Below are 20,749 nucleotides of genomic sequence, written 5' to 3'. Positions count from 1 at the left end.
TGCATAAGCTGAGTAGGCTTTATGCAGGTGATATAACAGATCAAGGAATGAAAAATGCAATTTACTGAAGAACAATTATTGATTCAGGATATGGCGAAAAATTTCGCTCAAGAACAAATTAAACCTTATGCAGCCGAATGGGATAAACACAGTGTATTTCCAAAAACAGCACTGTCTCAAATGGGACAATTGGGTTTTATGGGGATGTTAATTTCTGAACAATGGGGTGGTTCTGATACAGGAAATTTGGCTTATGTGCTTGCATTAGAAGAAATTGCAGCAGCAGATGGTGCAACTTCAACCATCATGAGTGTACATAATTCTGTGGGTTGTGTGCCGATCGCTAAATTTGGTACGGATGAACAAAAACAAAAATACTTAATGCCCTTAGCGCAAGGGGAAATGATTGGCGCATTTGCTTTGACTGAACCGCATACTGGATCTGATGCCGCAGCACTGAAAACACGCGCAATGAAAGATGGTGATGATTGGGTAATTAACGGTGCTAAACAGTTCATTACGTCTGGTCATAATGCAGGTGTCATTATTGTCTTTGCAGTAACTGATCCTCAAGCAGGTAAAAAAGGGATCAGTGCCTTTATTGTACCGCGTGAAACACCCGGTTATGAAGTCATTCGTACAGAAGAAAAACTGGGTTTACATGCCTCAGATACTTGCCAAATTGCATTGACAGATGTTCGTGTACACCAAAGCTTGATGTTGGGTAAAGAGGGCGAAGGCTTAAAGATTGCCTTGTCTAATCTTGAAGGCGGACGTATTGGGATCTCAGCCCAAGCAGTAGGTTTAGCCCGTGCAGCATTAGAAGAAGCGAGCAAGTATGCCAAAGAACGTATTACTTTTGGGAAACCTATTTTTGAACATCAAGCGATTGCATTTCGTTTAGCCAGTATGGCAACAGAAATCGAAGCTGCACGACAGTTGGTTCACCATGCTGCACGGTTGAAAGAGGCTGGTAAACCCTGTTTGAACGAAGCATCTATGGCAAAACTATTTTCGTCAGAAATGGCTGAACGTGTTTGTTCTTCAGCGCTACAAGTATTTGGTGGTTATGGTTATTTAAAAGACTTTCCTATTGAGCGTATTTATCGTGATGCTCGTATTTGTCAAATTTATGAAGGCACCAGTGACATCCAACGTTTGGTCATTGCACGAAGTTTATAAGTCGTACCACAAGACACTGCGTAGCTACAGATTAGGAATTGAAATATGCAATTTGAAACGATTTTATTGGAAAAGCAAAACGGCGTAGGTTTGATTACGCTTAACCGTCCCAAGGCATTAAATGCATTGAATTCTATGTTGATTGATGAATTAAATTTAGCTTTGGACGATTTAGAAAAAGATCAAAATATTGGCTGTATGGTGCTGGCTGGCTCAGAAAAAGCCTTTGCAGCAGGTGCTGATATTAAAGAAATGGCAGGATTAAACTTTCCCAATATCTATTTTGATGATTTCTTTAACCTTGCCGATCGAATTGCTCAGCGCCGTAAACCTTTAATTGCCGCAGTCAGTGGCTACGCATTAGGTGGTGGATGTGAATTGGCGTTGATGTGTGATTTTATCTACTGTGCTGACAATGCCAAGTTTGGTTTACCTGAAGTAACGCTTGGGGTTATTCCCGGTATAGGCGGAACACAGCGCTTAAGTTTGGCTGTGGGTAAAGCCAAAGCGATGGAAATGTGTCTGACTGCTCGACATATGGAGGCAATTGAAGCTGAACACAGTGGTTTAGTCGCCGGTGTTTTCCCTAAAGATCAACTTTTAGCTGAAACCTTACAAGCAGCTGAAAAGATCGCTGAAAAATCTTTAGTGGCGACAATGATGATCAAAGAGTCGATTAACCGTGCTTTTGAAGTGAGTTTAGCCGAAGGTTTACGTTTTGAGCGTCGTAGTTTTCATTCAATATTCGCGACTTTAGATCAAAAAGAAGGTATGCAAGCCTTTGTAGAAAAGCGCCAAGCACAATTTAAAAATCAATAATAAGAGGATTAAATCATGGACCACGAAAATCATTTAATCATTGAACAGAAAGGCGCTTTAGGCATCATTGTCTTGAATCGTGTATCGAGTCTGAATGCGCTGACCTTGGATATGATCAATGGTATTCATCAGCAAATCGAAACTTGGCAAGACGATACAACTATTCAGGCGATATTGATTAAATCCAACAGTCCAAAAGCTTTTTGTGCAGGTGGTGATATTCGTTACCTCTATGATCATTTTAAAAATGGCACAGCGGGTCATAAAGGTTACTTCATTGCTGAATATGCCATGCTGAACTGTATACGTGCCTCACAAAAAACGGTTGTGGTATTACTTGATGGCTATGTTTTGGGTGGTGGTTTTGGCTTGGCTCAGGCATGCCATATTATTGTCAGCAGTGAAAAATCACGTTTTGCGATGCCTGAAACAGCGATTGGCTTCTTTCCAGATGTCGCAGCCACACATTTCTTATCACGGCTGGATGATATTGGCGTTTATCTGGCGACTACAGGTGACCAGATCACGAGTAGTGATGCCTTATATCTAGATTTGATAGATTACCATGTTCCCAGTCAACAGTTTCCTGCACTAGAAGAAGCTTTAAGCCAAACAGATCATTTAAGCAAAGATCATATTGATCAGATCATTTCAAAATTTATCACTCGACCTGTAGAAAGTGAACTCAGTGGATGGGTGGACAATATTCGTAAGCATTTTGGTTTTGAGAACTTAGATCAAATTGAACAAAGCCTTGCCAATGAATCAGATCAACAACATCAAGCATGGGCAACTCAAGTTTTAAATACCTTGCAGCAACGTTCCTTATTGGCCAAGCAGACCAGTTTAAGACTGCAATATTTAGGTCGAGGGCTTTCTTTACAGCAATGCATGCAACTTGAACGAGATTTGCAGGATATTTGGTTTGAGCATGGTGATATTTTAGAAGGCGTTCGTGCCCTAATCATTGATAAAGATAAGCAACCAAAGTGGCAAAAAAGCAATCCTGTTTTAGAAAAAATATTGGCTGAACTGGGTTAGCCATAAAGCACACTGATGCTAAAACAATATGTTCATTCAAATAAATGAAGGGAGAATCAGAGAAATTTTTTAAGTGAATCCAAGGATCATACAAGATATATGGAATATATCTCAATGGATGTAAAAAACGGTTAAGAAGGAATAGAGCAATGAAGGATGTACAAGGAACAAATCCGAATAATAAAAAGTCATCACACCGCTTAGCAGGTATTTCAAGTATGGTGGGGACGACCATTGAATGGTATGACTTTTTTATCTATGGTGCAGCAGCAGCACTGATTTTTAATAAGTTATTCTTTCCCAACTTAGACCCTTTGACAGGTGTTCTTGCGGCATTTGCAACCTATGCTGTTGGTTTTATTGGACGACCATTGGGTGGGATCGTATTTGGGCATTTTGGTGACAAAATTGGTCGTAAATCAATGTTGTTGGTGACCTTAATGTTAATGGGTATTCCTACCGTCATGATTGGGTTGTTACCTACATTCGAGTCGATTGGATATTGGGCAACCATTTGCTTAATTATCTTGCGCTTTATCCAAGGCATGGCAATGGGTGGAGAATGGGGCGGAGCAGTGCTGATGGCTGTCGAGCATGCACCTGAAGGTAATAAAGGTTTTTGGGGGAGCTTACCACAAGCCAGTACTGGTGGTGGTCTAATGCTGGCTTCAATTGCTTTAGGGCTAGTTTCAATGTTACCCGAAGAAGCACTATTTAGCTGGGGTTGGAGAATACCGTTTTTAGCCAGTATTGTGTTATTGGGCGTAGGTTGGTATATCCGAGTTAAAGTTCCGGAGTCTCCAGATTTCGAGCAAGTTAAACAACAGGCTGAAGAAATTAAAGTCCCTGCATTGCAAGTATTTAAAAATCATCCTAAGGAATTATTGACTATTATATTGTCACGTGCAGCTGAAAATGCGTGGTTCTATCTTGCTTCAACCTTTACCTTGGCATATACCACGACACAGTTAGGTATCGCACGACAAGAAATATTATTTGCGACGATTTGTGGTGCAGGGGTAATAATGGTCATGACCCCACTGTGTGGACATTTATCAGACAAGGTCGGTCAACGGAATATGTTTAGGTTTGGTCTATGCGTCTTAGCACTGTATAGCTATCCATTCTTTGCCATGTTGAATACCAAAGATCCTGTGCTGGTTTGGACTGCGATTGTATTGGCAATTGGCGTTGTATTCCCAATTATGTATGCACCACAATCTCAGCTTTTTGCGCGTCAATTCCCTGCTGAAATTCGTTATAGTGGTATTTCGATCTCTGTACAGTTTGCGGGTGTATTGGGTGGAGGTTTAGCTCCTTTGATTGCGACAAAACTTTTAAGTATCGGTGGTGGTAGCATACATTTGGTCATCACTTATATCGTCAGTTTTGCTGTGATTGCCATCATTACATCATCATTCTTAAAGCCTGATGTATTTCCAAACAAAGCAAAGTCTTTTGCACAAAAAGAAATTAAATCCTCATAAAATTTAAAATCCTCAGCAACATGGACAGCTTATGCTAAATTCATGTTGCTGTTTTTTTACCAATAATTAAAAAATGCCCGTTATTGGTTCATAACTATGGCTTTAAACAGCACATTTTCAATTGAAAACCTCTAAATCCTGTGATTTTTTGCTATGGCATGAAACTTGCTGTACTTCACATGCACAATATTTTTATTTTTCAATGATTAAGGGGCTGTTACATGTTTAAGCACACGGTTTTGTCTTTATTTATTTTTGCCACTCTCGGTTCTTCAGTCGCTCAAGCAGATAATTTTAATGTTCTTAAACAGCTTTCCACTAAACCCGTTCAGCTTAAAGAAGGTGAATATAAAGGTAACTATTATGTTCCTTCGACCTTGAGTACGATAACGTGGGGATACCTACCAAATAAAGATGCTAAACCTGTACTTTCGGTGCCATCAGGAAGTACCGTGACATTCGATACGGTTTCACATGAAGGCTTGCTTGAAGATCAAGGACGAGATGCAGAAAAATTCTTTAAGTCTAAGGGTGTTCCAGATGAATATATTTTAGATGAAGCAAAAACTATTACCAAATCGCATCTAAAGCATGATTTTCATAAAGATGGACCACACATCGTGACTGGTCCAATTGCAATTCAAGGCGCACAACCCGGTGATATTTTAAAAGTCGAAGTGATTAAAGTTGAACCTCGTGTGCCTTATGGGGTGATTTCAAATCGTCATGGCAAAGGCGCTTTGGTTGGTGAGTTTCCTAAAAAACCGCAACAGGCGGATGCTTCAGCCGAACATCCAGAACGCTATGGCAATGTTTCAGTATTTACCCCCATCGAAAAAAATGCCAAAGGTGAATATGAAGGTGTATTAAAAACTGAATCAGGTAAGTCGATTCGATTCCCGTTGAGCCCGTTCATGGGCATCATGGGTGTAGCACCGAATACTTCAGAACCCGTTCATTCAGTCCCACCTGCAATGTATGGTGGTAATATTGATATTAATGAATTAGGCGCTGGGTCTACAGCTTACTATCCTGTTCAAGTTGCAGGGGCTTTGTTTTACACAGGCGATAGTCATTTTGCACAAGGTGATGGTGAAGTCGCTTTAACTGCATTAGAGGCTTCTGCTCGTGCGACCTTAAAGTTTACTTTGTTAAAAGCAGGTAAAGATAAGATTCCGGGGCAAGAGATTGTACAACCCTTAGCAGAAAATGCTGAGTTTTGGATCACACCCGGTTTAGACCCTGACCTTGACGAAGCGATGAAAAAGTCTACACGAGAAGCAATTCGTTTCTTAAATAAAGAATATGGCATTGATGAAGCAATTGCTTATGCTTACTTAAGTGCTGCAACTGATTTTGAAGTGTCTCAAGTCGTCGATAAAACCAAGGGTATTCACGCTAAAATTCGAAAAGCTGATTTTAGAGAGTTTGCTGAAGATGCAAGTAAAGCAACAACACCTTAAATTGATATAGCTATATCGTTCAAAACAGCCTGTTCGATGAATAACAGGCTGTTTGGGTTGTATGAAACATTTAAAACAAAAATATTGAGAGACTGACCTTTTGAACTTGCTTAAGTCTTGTCGTATTGGTTCAGCCTTAGTCTATAGCTAACTCAATTTTTTGATAAATTTTTCGGGCTTCTGAGGTGATTGCGGTCATATGAATTGCTCCATGAATCATTCCAGTTAACAGATGTAATTTCACATCAATACCTGCATTTTTAATCTTTCGGCATAACGCTCAGCATCATCTCTGACTGGGTCATATTCACACGCAAAAATAGTTGCGGCAACTTATCCTTCACCAATTTTAATTTTGCCCTACAAAATTTAAATCAATATCTTGTATTACAATAAATCATTTAAAAATGAAGTTTTAAATTAATATTTGAAATCCATCATGGTATCAGTATAAAGATGGGTTTTATACTATTGCTAGATTAGCAGTCATTTAGAGCATCATCGATGAGTACATTTTTGATTGTAATCAATTTCATATCAGCTATTTATCGACATATTTTTCAATATATTTTCCAATATAATTAAGAATGATTGATTTAGGCGAAAAAATGGCAACTTAGAGAGAATTAAATTTTATTAAAAACATTAAGATGCTGTATTTAGACAGGATAAACTTAATGAATAAAAACATTGTGAAATTTATATTTCCGTTGCTCAGTATTTTTTCAGGCTTTACCTATGCGGATGAGTTCAAGCTCAAAAGTACAGACATCACGCAGGGAGAAATCATGAAAAAGAAACATGAATACCAAGGCTTTGGGTGTTCAGGTGAAAACAAATCTCCACAGCTGTCTTGGAGTGGGGCGCCAAAAGCAACCAAAGCTTATGCGATTATGGTTTATGATCCAGATGCTCCCTCAGGCAGTGGATGGTGGCATTGGCAAGTAGTCAATATACCCACCGAAGTCACTTCGATTCCATCAGGTCATGGAAAATTAGAATCTAAAGGAGTCATAAATTTAACAAATGATTTTGGACAAACTGGATTTGGCGGAGCTTGTCCACCAAAAGGTCATGGGATTCATCGTTATCAATTTACGGTCTACGCACTTTCTGAGAAGCTAGATCTACCCAAAGGTGCATCAGGTGCATTAACAGGCTACATGGTTAAAGCGCATAGTCTTGCATCAAGTACAATCGAAGCTCTTTATCAAAGATAGGGGCTATTAAATAATCTAATTTGAAAGGAGTGGAATGTAATTAAAATCATGATTACATTCCAAATATTCAATCATGAATGACCTCATTGCTATAGCTAAAACAGCGATCAATCAACAGCAATATTTACCCTTTTCAATTTATTGTTCCCATAAAGAACAAATGATTAGTAACGTACCAATTATAAAGCCATTGCTTATCTTTATTTTAAATGGTGAGAAACAATTAGGTAAATCGGAATTGGTCACATGCCAATCAGGAACTTTTGTATTTTTATCGAATAGCTCACGTATAGATATGAGAAATATACCCCATCAAGAGGAATATTTTGCTGTGCTGATCGATTTTGAGCAAGAGGATTTTACTGACTTGCCAATGAACCCTCAGCAGCCTGTTGAATATCTACAGGGGGATATTAATACAATCCTTAAAACTGCACTTTTACAATATATGCAACTCGCAATAATGTCCTCAGTAGGAGTGCTGAAATATAGAAAAAAAGAACTGTTGAGCATTCTTTATTATCTTGGATATCGCGATGTTTCCAATATCAATCAAATCCATCGGTTCAGTGAAAAAATACATCGCATGATCGCAAATAATCTAACTTTGGATTGGACTGCTGAGTTAATTGCAGCAGATCTTTTTATGAGTAGTTCGACCTTGAGACGTAAATTAAAAAATGAAGGTGAGAATATTCAAGATATTCGGAGTAGAACACGTTTAAGCTATGGATTACATTTGTTGCAAACGACTCAATTGAATATTGGTCACATTGCTAATCAATGTGGTTATCAATCCCAATCAAGATTTACAGAACAATTCAAAGTTTTATTTGGAATGACACCACGAGAAATTCGAAAATCCATAATGAAGTGATTACACAAACTTTTGCATCAATCAGCTTAAATAAAAAATTAGGTATATCTCGCTTTTTTTAATGACTATTCAGATCATAAATTCCTCCAGAAATTCTTTAATATTCTGCTGATTATTTAAAATCGAACATATGCTTGAAGAAGTATTATCCTTTTTAATTATTAGAATTTGAAAATTTTCTAAATCAAGCGTATATGCTTAAATTTTTTTTGAGTAAATAAAGTTTATAAAATGAATAATTGATTCATCTTTAAAAACTATAAAAAGGCAATATTTTTCAAATAATGTATCTAAAATTAAATTATCTATATAAAAGCTATGAAGATTAGTTTCATAAAATTCATTATGATCAAACTCATTACATAGCGTTATAGCTAAATATATAAAGTTTGCTACACTATAAAAAAAACCTTACTGACTGCTGTTATGCCTAAGCCATACTCCAATGATCTTCGATACAAAGCTCTAGACTACTACAAAGAATGCCAGAATAAGTCTAAAACATGTACTGTTTTTAAGATTGCAAGAACGACTTTAGATCTCTGGATTCAGCTCGAACATCTCCAAGGAAATGCGAATAGACCACATCCCGAAAAAGCAGGTCGACCCTATAAAATTAAAGACCTAAAGGCTTTCAAAATCTTTGTTGAAACAACATCATTTTCACAGGCTAAAGATCTGGTGCCATTATTTGAGCAAAGATTTGGTTATTCCGTCAGCTATGCCAATATCTTATTTGCTTTAAAAAAGCTGGGGTGGAGTTATAAAAAAAGAGTTTTCTCTACAGACAAGCCTGCAAAATAGGACGAGCAGTATTCCAATGGTTCCTACCACAATGGAAACAGCAATATGGTGAAGAGTATATTTTATACATTGATGAATCAGGTATAAATACCAATGAGGTTGCTGAATATGGTTGGTCTGAGAAAGGAAAACGTTGTCGTGCATTAAGAACAGGTGGGCATGGAAGTAGACTAAATATAATCAGTGCTGTTCGATCAAGTGCAACGTTTAAATTCATTGCTCCCCTAATTTTTAAGGGCTCATGTGATCGCAATACTTTTACTGGCTGGCTTGAATATTTACTTGAAGATCTAACAAGAGATAAAAATGGTCAGCCTCAAAAATATTTACTAATTTTAGATAATGCTTCTATTCACAAAGGTCGAAAAATTGAGGAATTGGCTCGCCAGTACAATGCTAGGCTGATGTATTTGCCTGCTTATAGTCCAGACCTCAATCCAATTGAAAAAGCTTGGTCTATACTAAAAAGAAAAGTCAGACATATTGTTAGCCAACAACAGAAAACTATTCTTGAGGCTTTAGATATTGGGTTTAATCAAATGTAGCATAGTTTATTTAACTAGCTATATAACGCGTCCTAAACGGTGAGAGCCACCACTATTATTAGCCATAATCTTATTATGCCATTGAAATTTATAAAAATCCTGATGATTATCTGTAAAACTATCAGGTGATGGGTTTTCCTTGTCTATAATAGTTTCTGATATCTGTTCTTGATTAAATTTTAGATATTTTTCTCGTTTTTCATCTGATAAGCTTTTCTTTCCTTTAAACAATGTTGCAAGCCACCAACTAGAAATATTAGTATAATCTGAAAAAAGACCTTCATCTCGTGAGCATGATAAAAAGCCGACATCTCTTAAATTAATATATTTTCTTTCAAGATCTTTTTTTATAAGAAGTTTCAGATATTTTTCTAGTTCTGTTCTACTGTTTGTAAGATTGCCATCTAGGGGTCTTAATTTTACTGAATATGTATATGAATCCAATAGAATATCTAATCTTAGTAATTCTTTTGCGCTAATAAAATTTTCATTTTTAAATTTTTTTATTAAATTAAAGTAATTGTATTTGTTTAGCTCCAAATCTACTGTTTTTTTAATTTTAGACTCAATATAAAACGTTCGGATATAGTTTATCATTAATTTACTCTAAAAATATAAATTTAATTGCTGTTTAACATAAATTAAAATCAAATTAAAAACACTATATTTCTTGCGAAAGTATAAACTATTTTATAATAGACCTCTTGTGAAAGTAGGTTTTTGGGCATTTAGCTATATGCAATACCTTATATAGTCAAACCGCCTGATTATTCATACAAGTGATTTGGATGATTCATTTATTTTGTACTTTTGAATCATAAACAGTCTTGCTATCACGAGGCGACATGGATGTCGCCATGTTGAGCGGGGGTATTAGGATGTACCCCCTCGCTCAACGGAAGATTTTTGTTACTTTTCATCTCTGAAAAGTAGAGTATCGCCTACACAAAACAATTTAAACTTTAGAGCTAAAGCGTGGCAGTGCAAGGCTTATATCATCAAACAATATATTGATCGCTTTAATTTTATTGATCAAGAGAAATGATATTCTACTGTATGAATTTTTCAACAGATTGACTATATAACAAAGATCACAGCTGCTCAAATTTTGACTAATGCAAGAGCTCTAATAGTTTTATGAAATATAAAAAATAATAAAATTCAATGATATTGACTTCAAGCGTCTAGTCGCGCAGTGACATGTCCCTAATTTCTAAAATGACTTTCGTAAAAGGTCTAAAGTACTTAATAAAAAACGGCTGAAAAATAACGCAAACAGAAAGATGGCTTATCGTAATATACATAAATAAATTATGGATTTCATGCACAATAAAAACATGAATTATTCTTAAATATGGCATAGAAATGCTTGTTCAATGAGAAAAAATTGTGAATACTCATGCGCTAAAATTTAGCGCATGAATTATCTTGGGGTTAGGCAATTACAGTGAAAAGGTATCCATTTTCTCGTTTACAAAAAGCGTTACTGGCAGTTGGTTCATTTTCATGTTTGGCATTGAGTCCAGTACTGCTACATGCAGAAGCGGAAAAAAATACACAACAGCTTAAAACCATTAAAGTTAACGTCCAAACCGAAGCAGCACAAACGGTTTATTATCAACCCAAGATCAATTTATCAGGTTTTAGTCAGTCTAATATTGCTGAAATTCCGGCTTCAATCCATACCATCACTGCTGATCGTTTAGCAGATCAGCATGCTAAAACACTTTCTGATGTGGTTAAGAACGATGCAGCTATTGGCGATGGCTATGCACCTATTGGTTATTATTCTAATTTTATGATGCGTGGTTTTGGGTTAAATCTTGGATCAAGCTATTTACTGAATGGCAACTTAATCCGTGGCGAACAAAATATTGCGCTTGAGAATAAAGTTCAGGTCGAGATTTTAAAGGGCATCAGTGCCATTCAAAGTGGAATGTCAACACCGGGTGGTGTGATCAATTATGTCACCAAACGACCTGAAGATATTCGTTCAATGACATTAGAAACCGACCGTTATGGTGGTTTTCGCGTGGCAACGGATTTAGGTGGATTGTTTGGAGACACCCAACAGTTTGGTTATCGCATCAATCTTGCAACAGAAGACATTCATTCCTACGTTGAACATGCCGATGGTAAGCGCTTGTTTGGTTCTATGGCGCTGGATTGGAATATTTCTGAACGTTCAAAGTTAGAATTTGATCTAGAATCACAGCGACAACGTCAACGTTCAGTGGCAGGATATCAGTTATTGGATGGAACGACACTTCCCCAAAATGTGAAATGGGATCGTTTACTTGCTTATCAAAGCTGGAGTAAACCCGTAACCAACGACAGTTTAAATGCCAGTTTAAAATATTTATTTCAGTTCAATGATCATTGGAAAGCAAATTTTACAGCATCACAAAGTCGTGTGGTGATAGATGATTATGCTGCATTTCCTTGGGGATGTTATAGCAGTATTTGTCAAACGACGGGCTTAGGGAATAGCTTTGATCAAAATGGCAACTACGATATTTATGATTTTCGCAGTCCAGATGATAGCTACTTAACCAACCAATTTAAAATCGGATTGAATGGGGCATTCAGCACTGGTTTTTTGCAGCATCAGTTAAGTTTAGAATTATCTCAAACTGCTAAACGTCATACACAATATGATGCAATTAATTTACCTGTAGTTGAAGGGGCTGAGTCTACAGGAAATATAGGTGAGGACCCGCAAAGCTATATCCCCACAGATAAGCATTTGGGTAAACACTATAAATCATTAGATAGTCAACAAACAGCATTGAATATCATTGATTTAATTGCTTTTAATCCAGAATGGTCAGTCTCTTTGGGTGGCAAACTGATTCATCTCAATGAGGGAGCCTACAATGTCGAGTCAAATAAGATTCGAGACACCAATTTTAATCGTTTCTTACCCCAATTTGCGCTGATGTATCAACCTTGGGAACATACCAACATTTATGCTTCTTATGCCAAAGGCTTAAGTGATGGTGGACAAGCTCCGTGGTTTGCCAACAATCCAAGTCTAACTTTAGCTCCTGTACATACAACTCAGTATGAGTTAGGTGTTAAACAACAGTGGCAAGATTTGCTGTTTACGGCAGCAGTGTTTGATTTAAAACAGGACAATCAATATACCAATACTGAACGAGATTTTATTGCTGAAGGTCAACAGCATAACCTTGGATTAGAGTTAGGTGTGCAAGGGCGTTTAAGTCAAAATCTGGATTTGGTCTCGACTTTGGCACTGACACGTTCACGTTTAAAGGACATCCAAGTTACTGAATATCAAGGGCATCAGACACAAAATGTGCCATCAATTCGTTTTGCAAACTATCTCTCTTATCAAGTGGCACAAATAGAGGGGTTACGCTTATTGGCAGGTATGCAATACAGCAGCAGTAAATATGCCAATAAAATGGGTACAGTCAAAGTGCCGAGTTATACCGTATTTAATCTAGGCACAGCTTATAATTTCAGAGCTTATGGCTATGACAATACACTTCGATTCAATATCGACAATCTTTTCAATAAACAGTATTGGAGAGATGCCGGAAATTTCTTAGGCGATGATTATTTATTTCTTGGCGCACCACGGACAGCGCAACTTGCTTGGACTGTAAGTTTCTAGTATGGGTCTTTTGCTAATTTGTATTTATTTAAACTGATCATCAGATTGACCTGTATCACTCAAAATGAGTGATACATGTCAGAAATACAAAATCTCATTGCTTTACGTTAAGCGCATAAATTAAGTTATTCGGCAATTTTTCAAAATTATTAGCCTTATATCATGATCCAATGAAATTTATTAGGTGATTGATTTTATTAACAATTAATAAAAAACAAAAGCAGATTTAAAAGCAGAGCGTGAACTAAATATCAAAAAAATAGATAGTATAAACCAAAAAATATAAATTGGATTTATCTTAAAAAATAACCAATTATAGAATTCTAAGTAATTTAGTAAGGAATGCTAAAATGGACAAAAAAATTAGAGTTGCAGTCATTGGTGGAGGTATTGCTGGACTAGCACTCATGACCCAATTGGTTAAAAATACAAACTTAGATGTACATTTATTTGAGTCTGCTGCTGAATTTTCAGAAATTGGTGCAGGAATCTCTTTTGGTGCAAATGCGGTAAAAGCAATCCAATTGTTAGGTTTAAGCCAAGAATATCAATCTATTGCAGATCAGGTCAAAGCGCCCTATACCGATATTTGGTTCCAATGGCGGAATGGCTATACCGACGAATATCTATCAGCATCTCTTGCTCCATCTGTTGGACAGTCTTCAGTACATCGTGCAGATTTTCTCGATAGCTTAATTCCTTTAGTTCCGTTATCAAATGTACACTTCAACAAACGTGTACAAAATATTGAAGCAGATGAAGATCAAGTGACGGTGTGCTTCATTGATGGTCAAGAGGCAACCTTTGATTATGTAATTGGTTGTGATGGTATTCGTTCCGTTGTCCGAAATCATGTGCTGGATTCACATCAATTGCCGCGCAGTGAACCTCAATTTTCTGGAACTTGGGCATATCGGGGGATCATTAAGTATCAAGACTATAAACAAGCGATTGAAAAATTAGGGCGCGATGTGGAAATCGCAGATGTTCCGCAAATGTTTTTAGGTAAAGATAAACACATTTTGACCTTCCCAATTCGACAGGGGGAGGAAATCAATATTGTGGCATTTAAGTCAGATCGTACACAAACGGTATTGGCTGAAAATATACCTTGGACAATGGCTGTTTCAAAACAGCAAATGTTGGCTGATTTTTCAGACTGGAGTGAGAGCTGTAAAGCCTTATTGGAACTGATTGACTCGCCAACAATCTGGGCTTTACATGAAATTCAGCCTTTAGAGACTTATAAAAACAATACCAATAATGTGATTTTGATAGGTGATGCTGCACATGCAATGTTACCACATCAAGGTGCAGGAGCTGGGCAAGGTTTGGAAGATGCTTTAATCCTTGCAAAATTATTAGAAAACCCTGAACTAACATGTGAATCTATTCAGTTTGTTTCTGAAATATATCAGCAAATACGCTTAGAACGAGCAGTCAAAGTTCAAAACACGTCACGTGAGTCAGGTGAAATATACGAGCTTTGTTCATCGAAATATTCAGATTTTGAATCTATCGGACAGCATTTAACACATCGTTTTGATTGGTTATGGCAGCATTCTCTTGAGCAAGATATTCAGCAAGCCCAAGCTGCATTGACCAATCAATTACAGCAAAGTGAAATATATAGCTAAATAAAAAAAGAGATAAAACAGAATAATCTGACCAGGGAGGTCTATTATGCAAACGATAAATGCAAATGAAGTCATTGATCATGCCAAATTGAAGGCGATTCATTGGCGAGTGATTTTACTCAGCGCATTGATCATCATTTTTGATGGTTATGATTTAGTGATTTATGGGGTGGCACTGCCTAAGCTGATGGCAGAATGGAAAATTGACAGTATCACAGCAGGATTTTTAGGTAGTGTTGCCTTATTTGGCATGATGTTTGGAGCGATTCTTTTTGGAAGTTTGAGTGATAAATTAGAGCGTTATGGCTTTAGCCGTAAAAAAATAATCATTTTATGCATTTGTTTATTCAGTGGTTTTACTTTACTTTGTGGCTATGCAAGTGATCCGCAAAGTTTTGGAATCTTTCGATTTTTGGCAGGTTTGGGCTTGGGTGGCGTGATGCCAAACATCATCGCACTGATGACCGAATATGCACCAAAAAAATTACGCTCAACTTTAGTATCGCTCATGTTTAGTGGTTATGCAGTTGGTGGAATGTGTTCAGCTTTATTGGGAATGTGGTTGGTCCCTCAATTTGGTTGGAAAATTATGTTTATTCTTGGGGGTATACCACTGTTATTGGTACCTATCATTTGGCTGTTATTACCTGAGTCAATTGATTATTTGGTTCGCAGAAACAAAACTGAAAAAGCAGCAGACATTCTTAAACAAATTAATAGCGATATTAATTACACAGCTCAGACAAAAATTTGTCTCGATCAAGACAATCAATCTTCCTCTCAATCTCCAATCAAGGATTTATTTGCAGACAATCGAGCAATGATTACACTTTTATTTTGGTTGAGTGTATTTATGGCATTGGTCTTGGTCTATGCCTTAGGCAACTGGTTACCGAAATTAATGTTAGAAGCAGGCTATGATCTGTCGACCAGTTTGGTTTTTCTGCTCGCCTTAAACATCGGCGGAATGCTTGGCGCAATCTGCGGAGGCTATTTAGCGGATCGATTCAATTTGGTCAAAGTATTATGTACGCTATTTTTAAGTGGGGCTGCTGCATTTATATTACTCAGTTTTCACTTACCAATGATTATTCTTTATTTTTGTATTGCTGTTGCTGGTGCAGCTTCCATTGGTGGGCAAATATTATTATTGGCTTATATGTCACAATTTTATTCATCAAATATCCGTGCAACGGGCTTAGGAATGGCATTGGGTGTAGGGCGTTTGGGGGCGATTTTAGGACCCATCTTATGTGGTTGGTTATTAAGCTTAAATTTACCGATTCATTATAATTTCATCGCGCTTTCAATCCCATGTATGATTGCTGTGGTGAGTATTTCAATGATTCATCTGCGTTTGAAAAACACAAAATTAGCGGTTAAAACAGTACAAGTCTAAAGCTAGATTGGGGAAGGTAAAACCTTCCTCATTGAATCGAGAGATTAAAATTGATTGATCTAAGTCTTATCAAAGTGTTTGTCATTATTTTTGAAACTAAAAATATCAGTCATGCGGCTGAACGACTGAATTTGAGTCAGCCTTCAGTCACCTATAATTTGAACCGTTTACGCAAATCTTTAAACGATCCACTCTTTGAGCGAGATAAATTTGGCGTAAAACCCACCAAACTTGCGCAAAGTTTATATCCCAGTTTTAGGCAGGCGATTTCTGATATTGAAATTGCAATTATCGCTTCACAACGATTTGATCCCAAAACATCCACACGAGTCTTTCGTTTAGGGCTATCAGACTTAGGAGAATTTTGCCTTTTACCATCATTGATTCAACATCTGGCACAAGAAGCACCATTTATTAAAATAGAAATTGAAGAAATTCAGTCTGATAAAGTCGAGGAATGGCTAGTTGAGGGTTTTTTAGATGCGGCTGTATTTAATAGCAGCTATACCGTCATGCCAAAAATAGAATCTCGCAACTTATTTGAAGAACGCTATATGTGCATTGCTGACAAAAACCATCCACGGATTAGGGAGCAACTGAGTTTAGAGCAGTATTTACAAGAAAAACACGCGGCTATTAAATCTTCAACAGGGCATATTGAAATTGATCAGAAGCTTAAAGAATTGGGATTAAAAAGAAAAATTATGCTAGAACTTCCTCATTTTAGTGTATTGCAAGATGTGGTGAACAGTTCTGAATTATTGGTGACTTTGCCTTCACGTGCTGCAAAAGTGTATGAGCGAAATAGTGATGTAAATATTTTTGAATTACCATTTTCAGTCAAACCCTTTAATGTCAGCGTAAATTGGTACAATCATCGAGATGATTTGGATGCACGAACTTGGTTTATCCAAACACTACAACAACTTTTTCAATTACTCTAAAGTATAGATCAGACGGTTTGCTAAATGGGATTTTCAACAAATTGATTATATAGTGGCTTTTAAACAGCTCATACATAACTATTAAGTCATTTAAGATGAGAAAAACCCTCTAAACGATTAGAAGGTTTTTAAAAAGAAAATTAAATATGAGTGGGATTAGAAATTATAACGAACACTTAGCGTTGCATTTCTTGGTGTTCCCCAGTTCATAGAATTAGCACCAATACCTTCATAATATTTTTTGTCAAAAATATTTTCAACATTCAACTGAAGTTTAATATTTTTATCGACTTGATAGCCCAGCATTGCACCCGCGAGTACGAAAGCATCTTGATCTATACGTGTGCTTCCAGTGCCAGTGTAGTATTTGCTTTTGTAATTTAAGCCAAGTCCAGCGCTCCACTGATCTAATTTATATTTTACAAATAGATTCGAGGTCGTACGTGAATTTGTAGTGTTTACTTTAACGCCTTTAGCATCTTTTGCTTCAAAATTAGCAATACCAAAGTTTATTCCCCAATGATCATTAATTTCACCATCTGCTTCGAACTCAAAACCTTTACTTTCAACCCCATCTACACCACGATAAGCTTGTTCATTTGTAAGCTGACCATTACGTACAATAAATTGTCCTGTTATTGCTTCAGCAAAATTTGATTGTTGAATACGAAATAGTGATAAAGCGGTATTTAAACGACCTCCAAACCATTCACTTTTTAAACCAGCTTCGTAGTTCTTACCTTGGGCTGGGTCTAAGTATTGATCATTCACATCTTTACGGCTTTGTGGTTTAAAAATGTCTGTATAGCTGACATAAACAGAGTGATCTTTGGCAAAATCATAAATAGCACCAATATAAGGTGTTACCTCGTTGTTAAATTCGCGATTGCCCACACCATTTGCAGATTCATATTTCCAATTTGATAAACGCGTCCCTGCAATCACTTTTAGAGGATCAAGAATTTGAAATTTACCAGAAATATATGCGGAGCTTTGGGTGGTTTCATTCAGGACATTGACCCCATTTAATACTACTGATCGGAGTAGGGGCTGTGCCATATTGTTATAATTAAGTGGTCCACCTAAATATTTTTCTATCTCTTTATTGGCATTTGAGCCACCAAATATATCCTTGGTTTTTTCATTTTTGTTCCATGAGCCACCGATAATAATTTCTTGTGGGCGATTGAACAATGTAAAAGGCGCATTGATGAAAAGATCAATATTGTTTTCTTCATTTCTTGTTTCAGAGCCATAGACTGAAACATTGTCACTACCATCTGAATTTTTTAAAGGGCTGGTATTGGTTGCTTTATCGACTTTTCCACCCGTATAAAGCAGCTGGGTATTTGCGTCTTCTTTACGGAAGGTATACGCCACATTTAAATTCACATCGTTGAATAAATTTTGCTTTAAATTGGCAAATACAGCCGTGGTATTAACATCCCAAAAAGTCCAAGGTGCACTTACCGTTAAGCTTCGGTCAAAGTTAGTGCGACTTCCATCCGTATAAAATGCTGGAGTACCTCCCCAGCGAATCCCATCGCGTTGCAACTCTTGATAGGTTGCTCCCAGTGACATACTGGTTTTATCAGTTAAGTCATAATCAATCGCACCGTAAAATACATTACGTTCTTTTTCATAATCATCCATAAATGACTTTTCATCTGAATGTTTGACAAACATACGTCCACGCAGTGAGCCATCTTCATTGAGCGGAGTTGAAATGTCCGCAGAACTACTCCATGAATCCCAAGATCCAAATGATGTACTCAGATTACCTGTCAACTCTTTGGCATTGGCATGTTTACGTACCATATTGAGTCCCATTGCAGGGTTACCAGCACCTGTAGTCAGTCCATTTGCCCCTTTAATCACTTCAACGCGATCGTAAATATCCAAATCAAGGTCACCAGCACCTAAGTTAGTGGTACTCGGCATCCCGTCGATTAAGTAGTAATCCACCTGAAAGCCACGTGCATAAACGGATTGACGTTCATCGGTACGAGAAGTGGAGACACCTGTAATTGTATTCATTAAATCCTGAAATGAATCGATATTTCGGTCATCTAAGTATTCTCGTGTTAAGACTTTGACTGATTGAGGTGTTTCACGAAGAGACAAATTTAATTTAGTGGCTGTACTTGTACTTTTTGCAGTATAACTTTGAGTGCCTTCTGTGATCGAAGGGTGTTGGCTTTCCGCTTCTACCTTGATGGTCGGTAAAGCGACTGTTTCGGTATTTTCTTCAGCATAAACAAGTGTCGGAATAGTTAAAGCCATAGAAAGTACAAGAGGATGTACTTTGAATGCATGTCGCATGGGAGAGGGGTTGTACATAAGATAAATTCCATAATAAAAAATGCGCGCGATCAGATTTTCTGTCTTCCTTTTGCTTCAAGCTCTATGACTCAGATTAAAGCGTTACAAAAGTTAACATGTGAAATATTAATTATCAATAATGATTCTCATTAAATTATATAAATCATTATCCTTATTATTTATATGTGAATTATAAAGTCAGTTATTTATTGATAAGTCACGCTTTTATCAAAGATATTCAGTTTGTTTCATTCTGTCTTGAATAGGGCAAATAACGAATTTATTTTTTTATATTTATAAATGAAAAAGCAGAATTTTTGTTAAAGAATGAACACTAAATGATTGAAAATATTGTAATATCCATACACAGCCTTATTTTTAACATGGATTTAATTAGGTGATTTGGTCTGTTCATATCGTGTAAAGAGCCAATGATGGACTGTAATAAGGTTTTAGCACAAACATGGTATTACTCTCGGTTAGTTTAATTCAGTTGATGATCTTAGTTCAGCCTTATCAATAAGCTTATAAGGCTGAATAATCTCATCTACGAACTAGATACACAATTAATTTTATTGAATTTATGTTCGCTTATTCTATTAAGTTTTTAACGGACGTAATCTGCGCCTGTAATGTCAATTGTCGCACCAGTACTATGACGGGAGCGTCCTGTTGCAAGGAAAGCAATCATTTCGGCAACATCACTCGCAGGCGTAATTTCACCTAAGGGCAATTTTTTTAGCACTGTATCTTCAATTTCTCCTTTAGCTAAATCTGTTGCAACCCATCCTGGAGCAATCGCATAAGCAAGAATATTGTGATGCCCGTAGCCACGTGCAATTCCTTTTGTTAAAGCCAGTAAACCACCTTTTGCCGCGCCATATGCTAAATGATTTGCATCATCTCCACGATGGGCTGAACGACTGGTTATATTTATAATGATCCCTCCATGACATTGCTTAAAATGCAGCAATGCCAGTCTGCATAATTCTGCTGGCGCTGTAAGATTGATAGCAATATTATTTGCCCAACCTTCTTGCCACGTTTTTGTCGTAGAAATATCAGAGGCTAACCAAGCTCCTGCATTATTGACTAAAACATCAACATGTCCATAACATTCAAGAACGTTTTGCCAAATTTGTTCTATACAATTCAAATTACTCAAATCACCAGTAACCCAAGACACATTATTGCCAAATTGATTTGCCATATCATTAAAAAACATTACAGAACTACGCGCATGCATAATAACTTTTGCACCTCTTTGTAATAAAAGTCGTGCAGTCTCCAAACCAATCCCACGTGAACTTCCAGTGACAAAAATGACCTTATCTTGCAAATCTTGAATTAATCCTAAATTCTTGTTCAT

Annotated in this window: 16 protein-coding genes and 1 pseudogene; 13 read left to right on the top strand and 4 right to left on the bottom strand. The window is 36.9% G+C overall.

Annotation, left to right across the window (positions count from 1 at the left end; translation table 11 throughout):
• Positions 1 to 54: 54 nt before the first annotated feature.
• From F938_RS10465 to F938_RS10445, 5 genes are all read left to right on the top strand, one after another.
• A complete protein-coding gene (locus F938_RS10465; RefSeq protein ID WP_005031633.1) occupies positions 55 to 1,182 on the top strand; it encodes an acyl-CoA dehydrogenase family protein in 1,128 nt (375 codons plus the stop codon).
• A gap of 45 nt (positions 1,183 to 1,227) precedes the next feature.
• Entirely contained in the window at positions 1,228 to 2,001 is a 774-nt protein-coding gene (locus F938_RS10460) for an enoyl-CoA hydratase (RefSeq protein ID WP_005031632.1), read from the top strand.
• Positions 2,002 to 2,016: 15 nt separating this feature from the next.
• Positions 2,017 to 3,042, top strand: coding sequence for an enoyl-CoA hydratase/isomerase family protein (locus F938_RS10455; protein WP_005031631.1), 1,026 nt, complete (start codon positions 2,017 to 2,019; stop codon positions 3,040 to 3,042).
• Positions 3,043 to 3,191: 149 nt separating this feature from the next.
• Positions 3,192 to 4,529 carry an MFS transporter gene (locus tag F938_RS10450; RefSeq protein WP_005031629.1) on the top strand — a complete coding sequence of 446 codons (1,338 nt, stop codon included), beginning with the start codon at positions 3,192 to 3,194 and terminating at the stop codon, positions 4,527 to 4,529.
• Positions 4,530 to 4,750: 221 nt separating this feature from the next.
• The gene (locus F938_RS10445; RefSeq protein WP_005031627.1) at positions 4,751 to 5,992 is read left to right on the top strand and encodes an acetamidase/formamidase family protein; all 1,242 of its coding nucleotides are present in this window, start codon (positions 4,751 to 4,753) and stop codon (positions 5,990 to 5,992) included.
• A 136-nt stretch (positions 5,993 to 6,128) separates the two neighbouring features.
• On the opposite strand, the pseudogene F938_RS24695 reads toward F938_RS10445, so the two are convergent.
• Positions 6,129 to 6,319, bottom strand: a pseudogene (locus F938_RS24695) (alpha/beta hydrolase); the annotation flags it as partial.
• A gap of 350 nt (positions 6,320 to 6,669) precedes the next feature.
• Between F938_RS24695 and F938_RS10440 the strand changes: the two are divergent.
• The 4 genes from F938_RS10440 to F938_RS25005 all read left to right on the top strand — a co-directional run bounded on the left by F938_RS10440 (position 6,670) and on the right by F938_RS25005 (position 9,438).
• Positions 6,670 to 7,212 (top strand): YbhB/YbcL family Raf kinase inhibitor-like protein, encoded by a 543-nt coding sequence (locus tag F938_RS10440; protein ID WP_005031625.1) that lies wholly within the window; start codon positions 6,670 to 6,672, stop codon positions 7,210 to 7,212.
• 73 nt (positions 7,213 to 7,285) lie between these two features.
• Complete coding sequence (locus F938_RS10435; protein ID WP_005031623.1) at positions 7,286 to 8,089, top strand: helix-turn-helix transcriptional regulator; 804 nt, start codon at positions 7,286 to 7,288, stop codon at positions 8,087 to 8,089.
• A 426-nt stretch (positions 8,090 to 8,515) separates the two neighbouring features.
• Positions 8,516 to 8,893, top strand: a complete 378-nt coding sequence (locus F938_RS10430) for an IS630 transposase-related protein (RefSeq protein ID WP_005029849.1) — start codon at positions 8,516 to 8,518, stop codon at positions 8,891 to 8,893.
• Positions 8,890 to 9,438, top strand: coding sequence for an IS630 family transposase (locus F938_RS25005; protein ID WP_082179806.1), 549 nt, complete (start codon positions 8,890 to 8,892; stop codon positions 9,436 to 9,438). The genes F938_RS10430 and F938_RS25005 overlap by 4 nt, the downstream gene beginning before the upstream one ends.
• 18 nt (positions 9,439 to 9,456) lie before the next feature.
• On the opposite strand, the gene F938_RS10420 is transcribed toward F938_RS25005, so the two are convergent.
• Positions 9,457 to 10,035, bottom strand: coding sequence for a hypothetical protein (locus F938_RS10420; protein WP_005031620.1), 579 nt, complete (start codon positions 10,033 to 10,035; stop codon positions 9,457 to 9,459).
• Between the two features lie 850 nt (positions 10,036 to 10,885).
• Between F938_RS10420 and F938_RS10415 the strand changes: the two genes are divergently transcribed.
• The 4 genes from F938_RS10415 (at position 10,886) to F938_RS10400 (ending at position 17,058) form a co-directional block, all read left to right on the top strand.
• On the top strand, positions 10,886 to 13,078 hold the full coding sequence (locus F938_RS10415; RefSeq protein ID WP_005031618.1) for a TonB-dependent siderophore receptor: 2,193 nt from the start codon (positions 10,886 to 10,888) through the stop codon (positions 13,076 to 13,078).
• A gap of 350 nt (positions 13,079 to 13,428) precedes the next feature.
• Positions 13,429 to 14,715, top strand: a complete 1,287-nt coding sequence (gene salA, locus F938_RS10410) for a salicylate 1-monooxygenase (protein ID WP_005031614.1) — start codon at positions 13,429 to 13,431, stop codon at positions 14,713 to 14,715.
• A gap of 46 nt (positions 14,716 to 14,761) precedes the next feature.
• Positions 14,762 to 16,114 carry an MFS transporter gene (locus F938_RS10405; RefSeq protein ID WP_005031611.1) on the top strand — a complete coding sequence of 451 codons (1,353 nt, stop codon included), beginning with the start codon at positions 14,762 to 14,764 and terminating at the stop codon, positions 16,112 to 16,114.
• A gap of 53 nt (positions 16,115 to 16,167) precedes the next feature.
• Positions 16,168 to 17,058 carry a LysR family transcriptional regulator gene (locus F938_RS10400; RefSeq protein ID WP_026040363.1) on the top strand — a complete coding sequence of 297 codons (891 nt, stop codon included), beginning with the start codon at positions 16,168 to 16,170 and terminating at the stop codon, positions 17,056 to 17,058.
• Between the two features lie 156 nt (positions 17,059 to 17,214).
• Here the strand turns inward: F938_RS10400 and F938_RS10395 are convergent, their stop codons facing one another.
• Together F938_RS10395 and F938_RS10390 are read right to left on the bottom strand one after the other, a co-directional pair.
• The gene (locus tag F938_RS10395; protein WP_005031605.1) at positions 17,215 to 19,398 is read right to left on the bottom strand and encodes a TonB-dependent siderophore receptor; all 2,184 of its coding nucleotides are present in this window, start codon (positions 19,396 to 19,398) and stop codon (positions 17,215 to 17,217) included.
• Positions 19,399 to 19,987: 589 nt separating this feature from the next.
• A complete protein-coding gene (locus F938_RS10390; RefSeq protein WP_005031604.1) occupies positions 19,988 to 20,749 on the bottom strand; it encodes an SDR family NAD(P)-dependent oxidoreductase in 762 nt (253 codons plus the stop codon).

Source organism: Acinetobacter bereziniae LMG 1003 = CIP 70.12 (genome assembly GCF_000368925.1).
In the GTDB taxonomy this organism is placed as follows: domain Bacteria; phylum Pseudomonadota; class Gammaproteobacteria; order Pseudomonadales; family Moraxellaceae; genus Acinetobacter; species Acinetobacter bereziniae.
Note: the sequence above shows the minus strand (reverse complement) of the source record. Positions and strands in the feature narration are given on the sequence as shown.

Coding starts and splice junctions, on each gene's coding strand:
- F938_RS10455 (WP_005031631.1), top strand. CDS start 2,017: ATGGACCACGAAAATCATTTAATCATTGAACAGAAAGGCGCTTTAGGC.
- F938_RS10440 (WP_005031625.1), top strand. CDS start 6,670: ATGAATAAAAACATTGTGAAATTTATATTTCCGTTGCTCAGTATTTTT.
- F938_RS10420 (WP_005031620.1), bottom strand. CDS start 10,035: ATGATAAACTATATCCGAACGTTTTATATTGAGTCTAAAATTAAAAAA.
- F938_RS10430 (WP_005029849.1), top strand. CDS start 8,516: ATGCCTAAGCCATACTCCAATGATCTTCGATACAAAGCTCTAGACTAC.
- F938_RS10390 (WP_005031604.1), bottom strand. CDS start 20,749: ATGAACAAGAATTTAGGATTAATTCAAGATTTGCAAGATAAGGTCATT.
- F938_RS10445 (WP_005031627.1), top strand. CDS start 4,751: ATGTTTAAGCACACGGTTTTGTCTTTATTTATTTTTGCCACTCTCGGT.
- F938_RS10435 (WP_005031623.1), top strand. CDS start 7,286: ATGAATGACCTCATTGCTATAGCTAAAACAGCGATCAATCAACAGCAA.
- F938_RS10450 (WP_005031629.1), top strand. CDS start 3,192: ATGAAGGATGTACAAGGAACAAATCCGAATAATAAAAAGTCATCACAC.
- F938_RS10460 (WP_005031632.1), top strand. CDS start 1,228: ATGCAATTTGAAACGATTTTATTGGAAAAGCAAAACGGCGTAGGTTTG.
- F938_RS10405 (WP_005031611.1), top strand. CDS start 14,762: ATGCAAACGATAAATGCAAATGAAGTCATTGATCATGCCAAATTGAAG.
- F938_RS10465 (WP_005031633.1), top strand. CDS start 55: ATGCAATTTACTGAAGAACAATTATTGATTCAGGATATGGCGAAAAAT.
- salA (WP_005031614.1), top strand. CDS start 13,429: ATGGACAAAAAAATTAGAGTTGCAGTCATTGGTGGAGGTATTGCTGGA.
- F938_RS10395 (WP_005031605.1), bottom strand. CDS start 19,398: ATGTACAACCCCTCTCCCATGCGACATGCATTCAAAGTACATCCTCTT.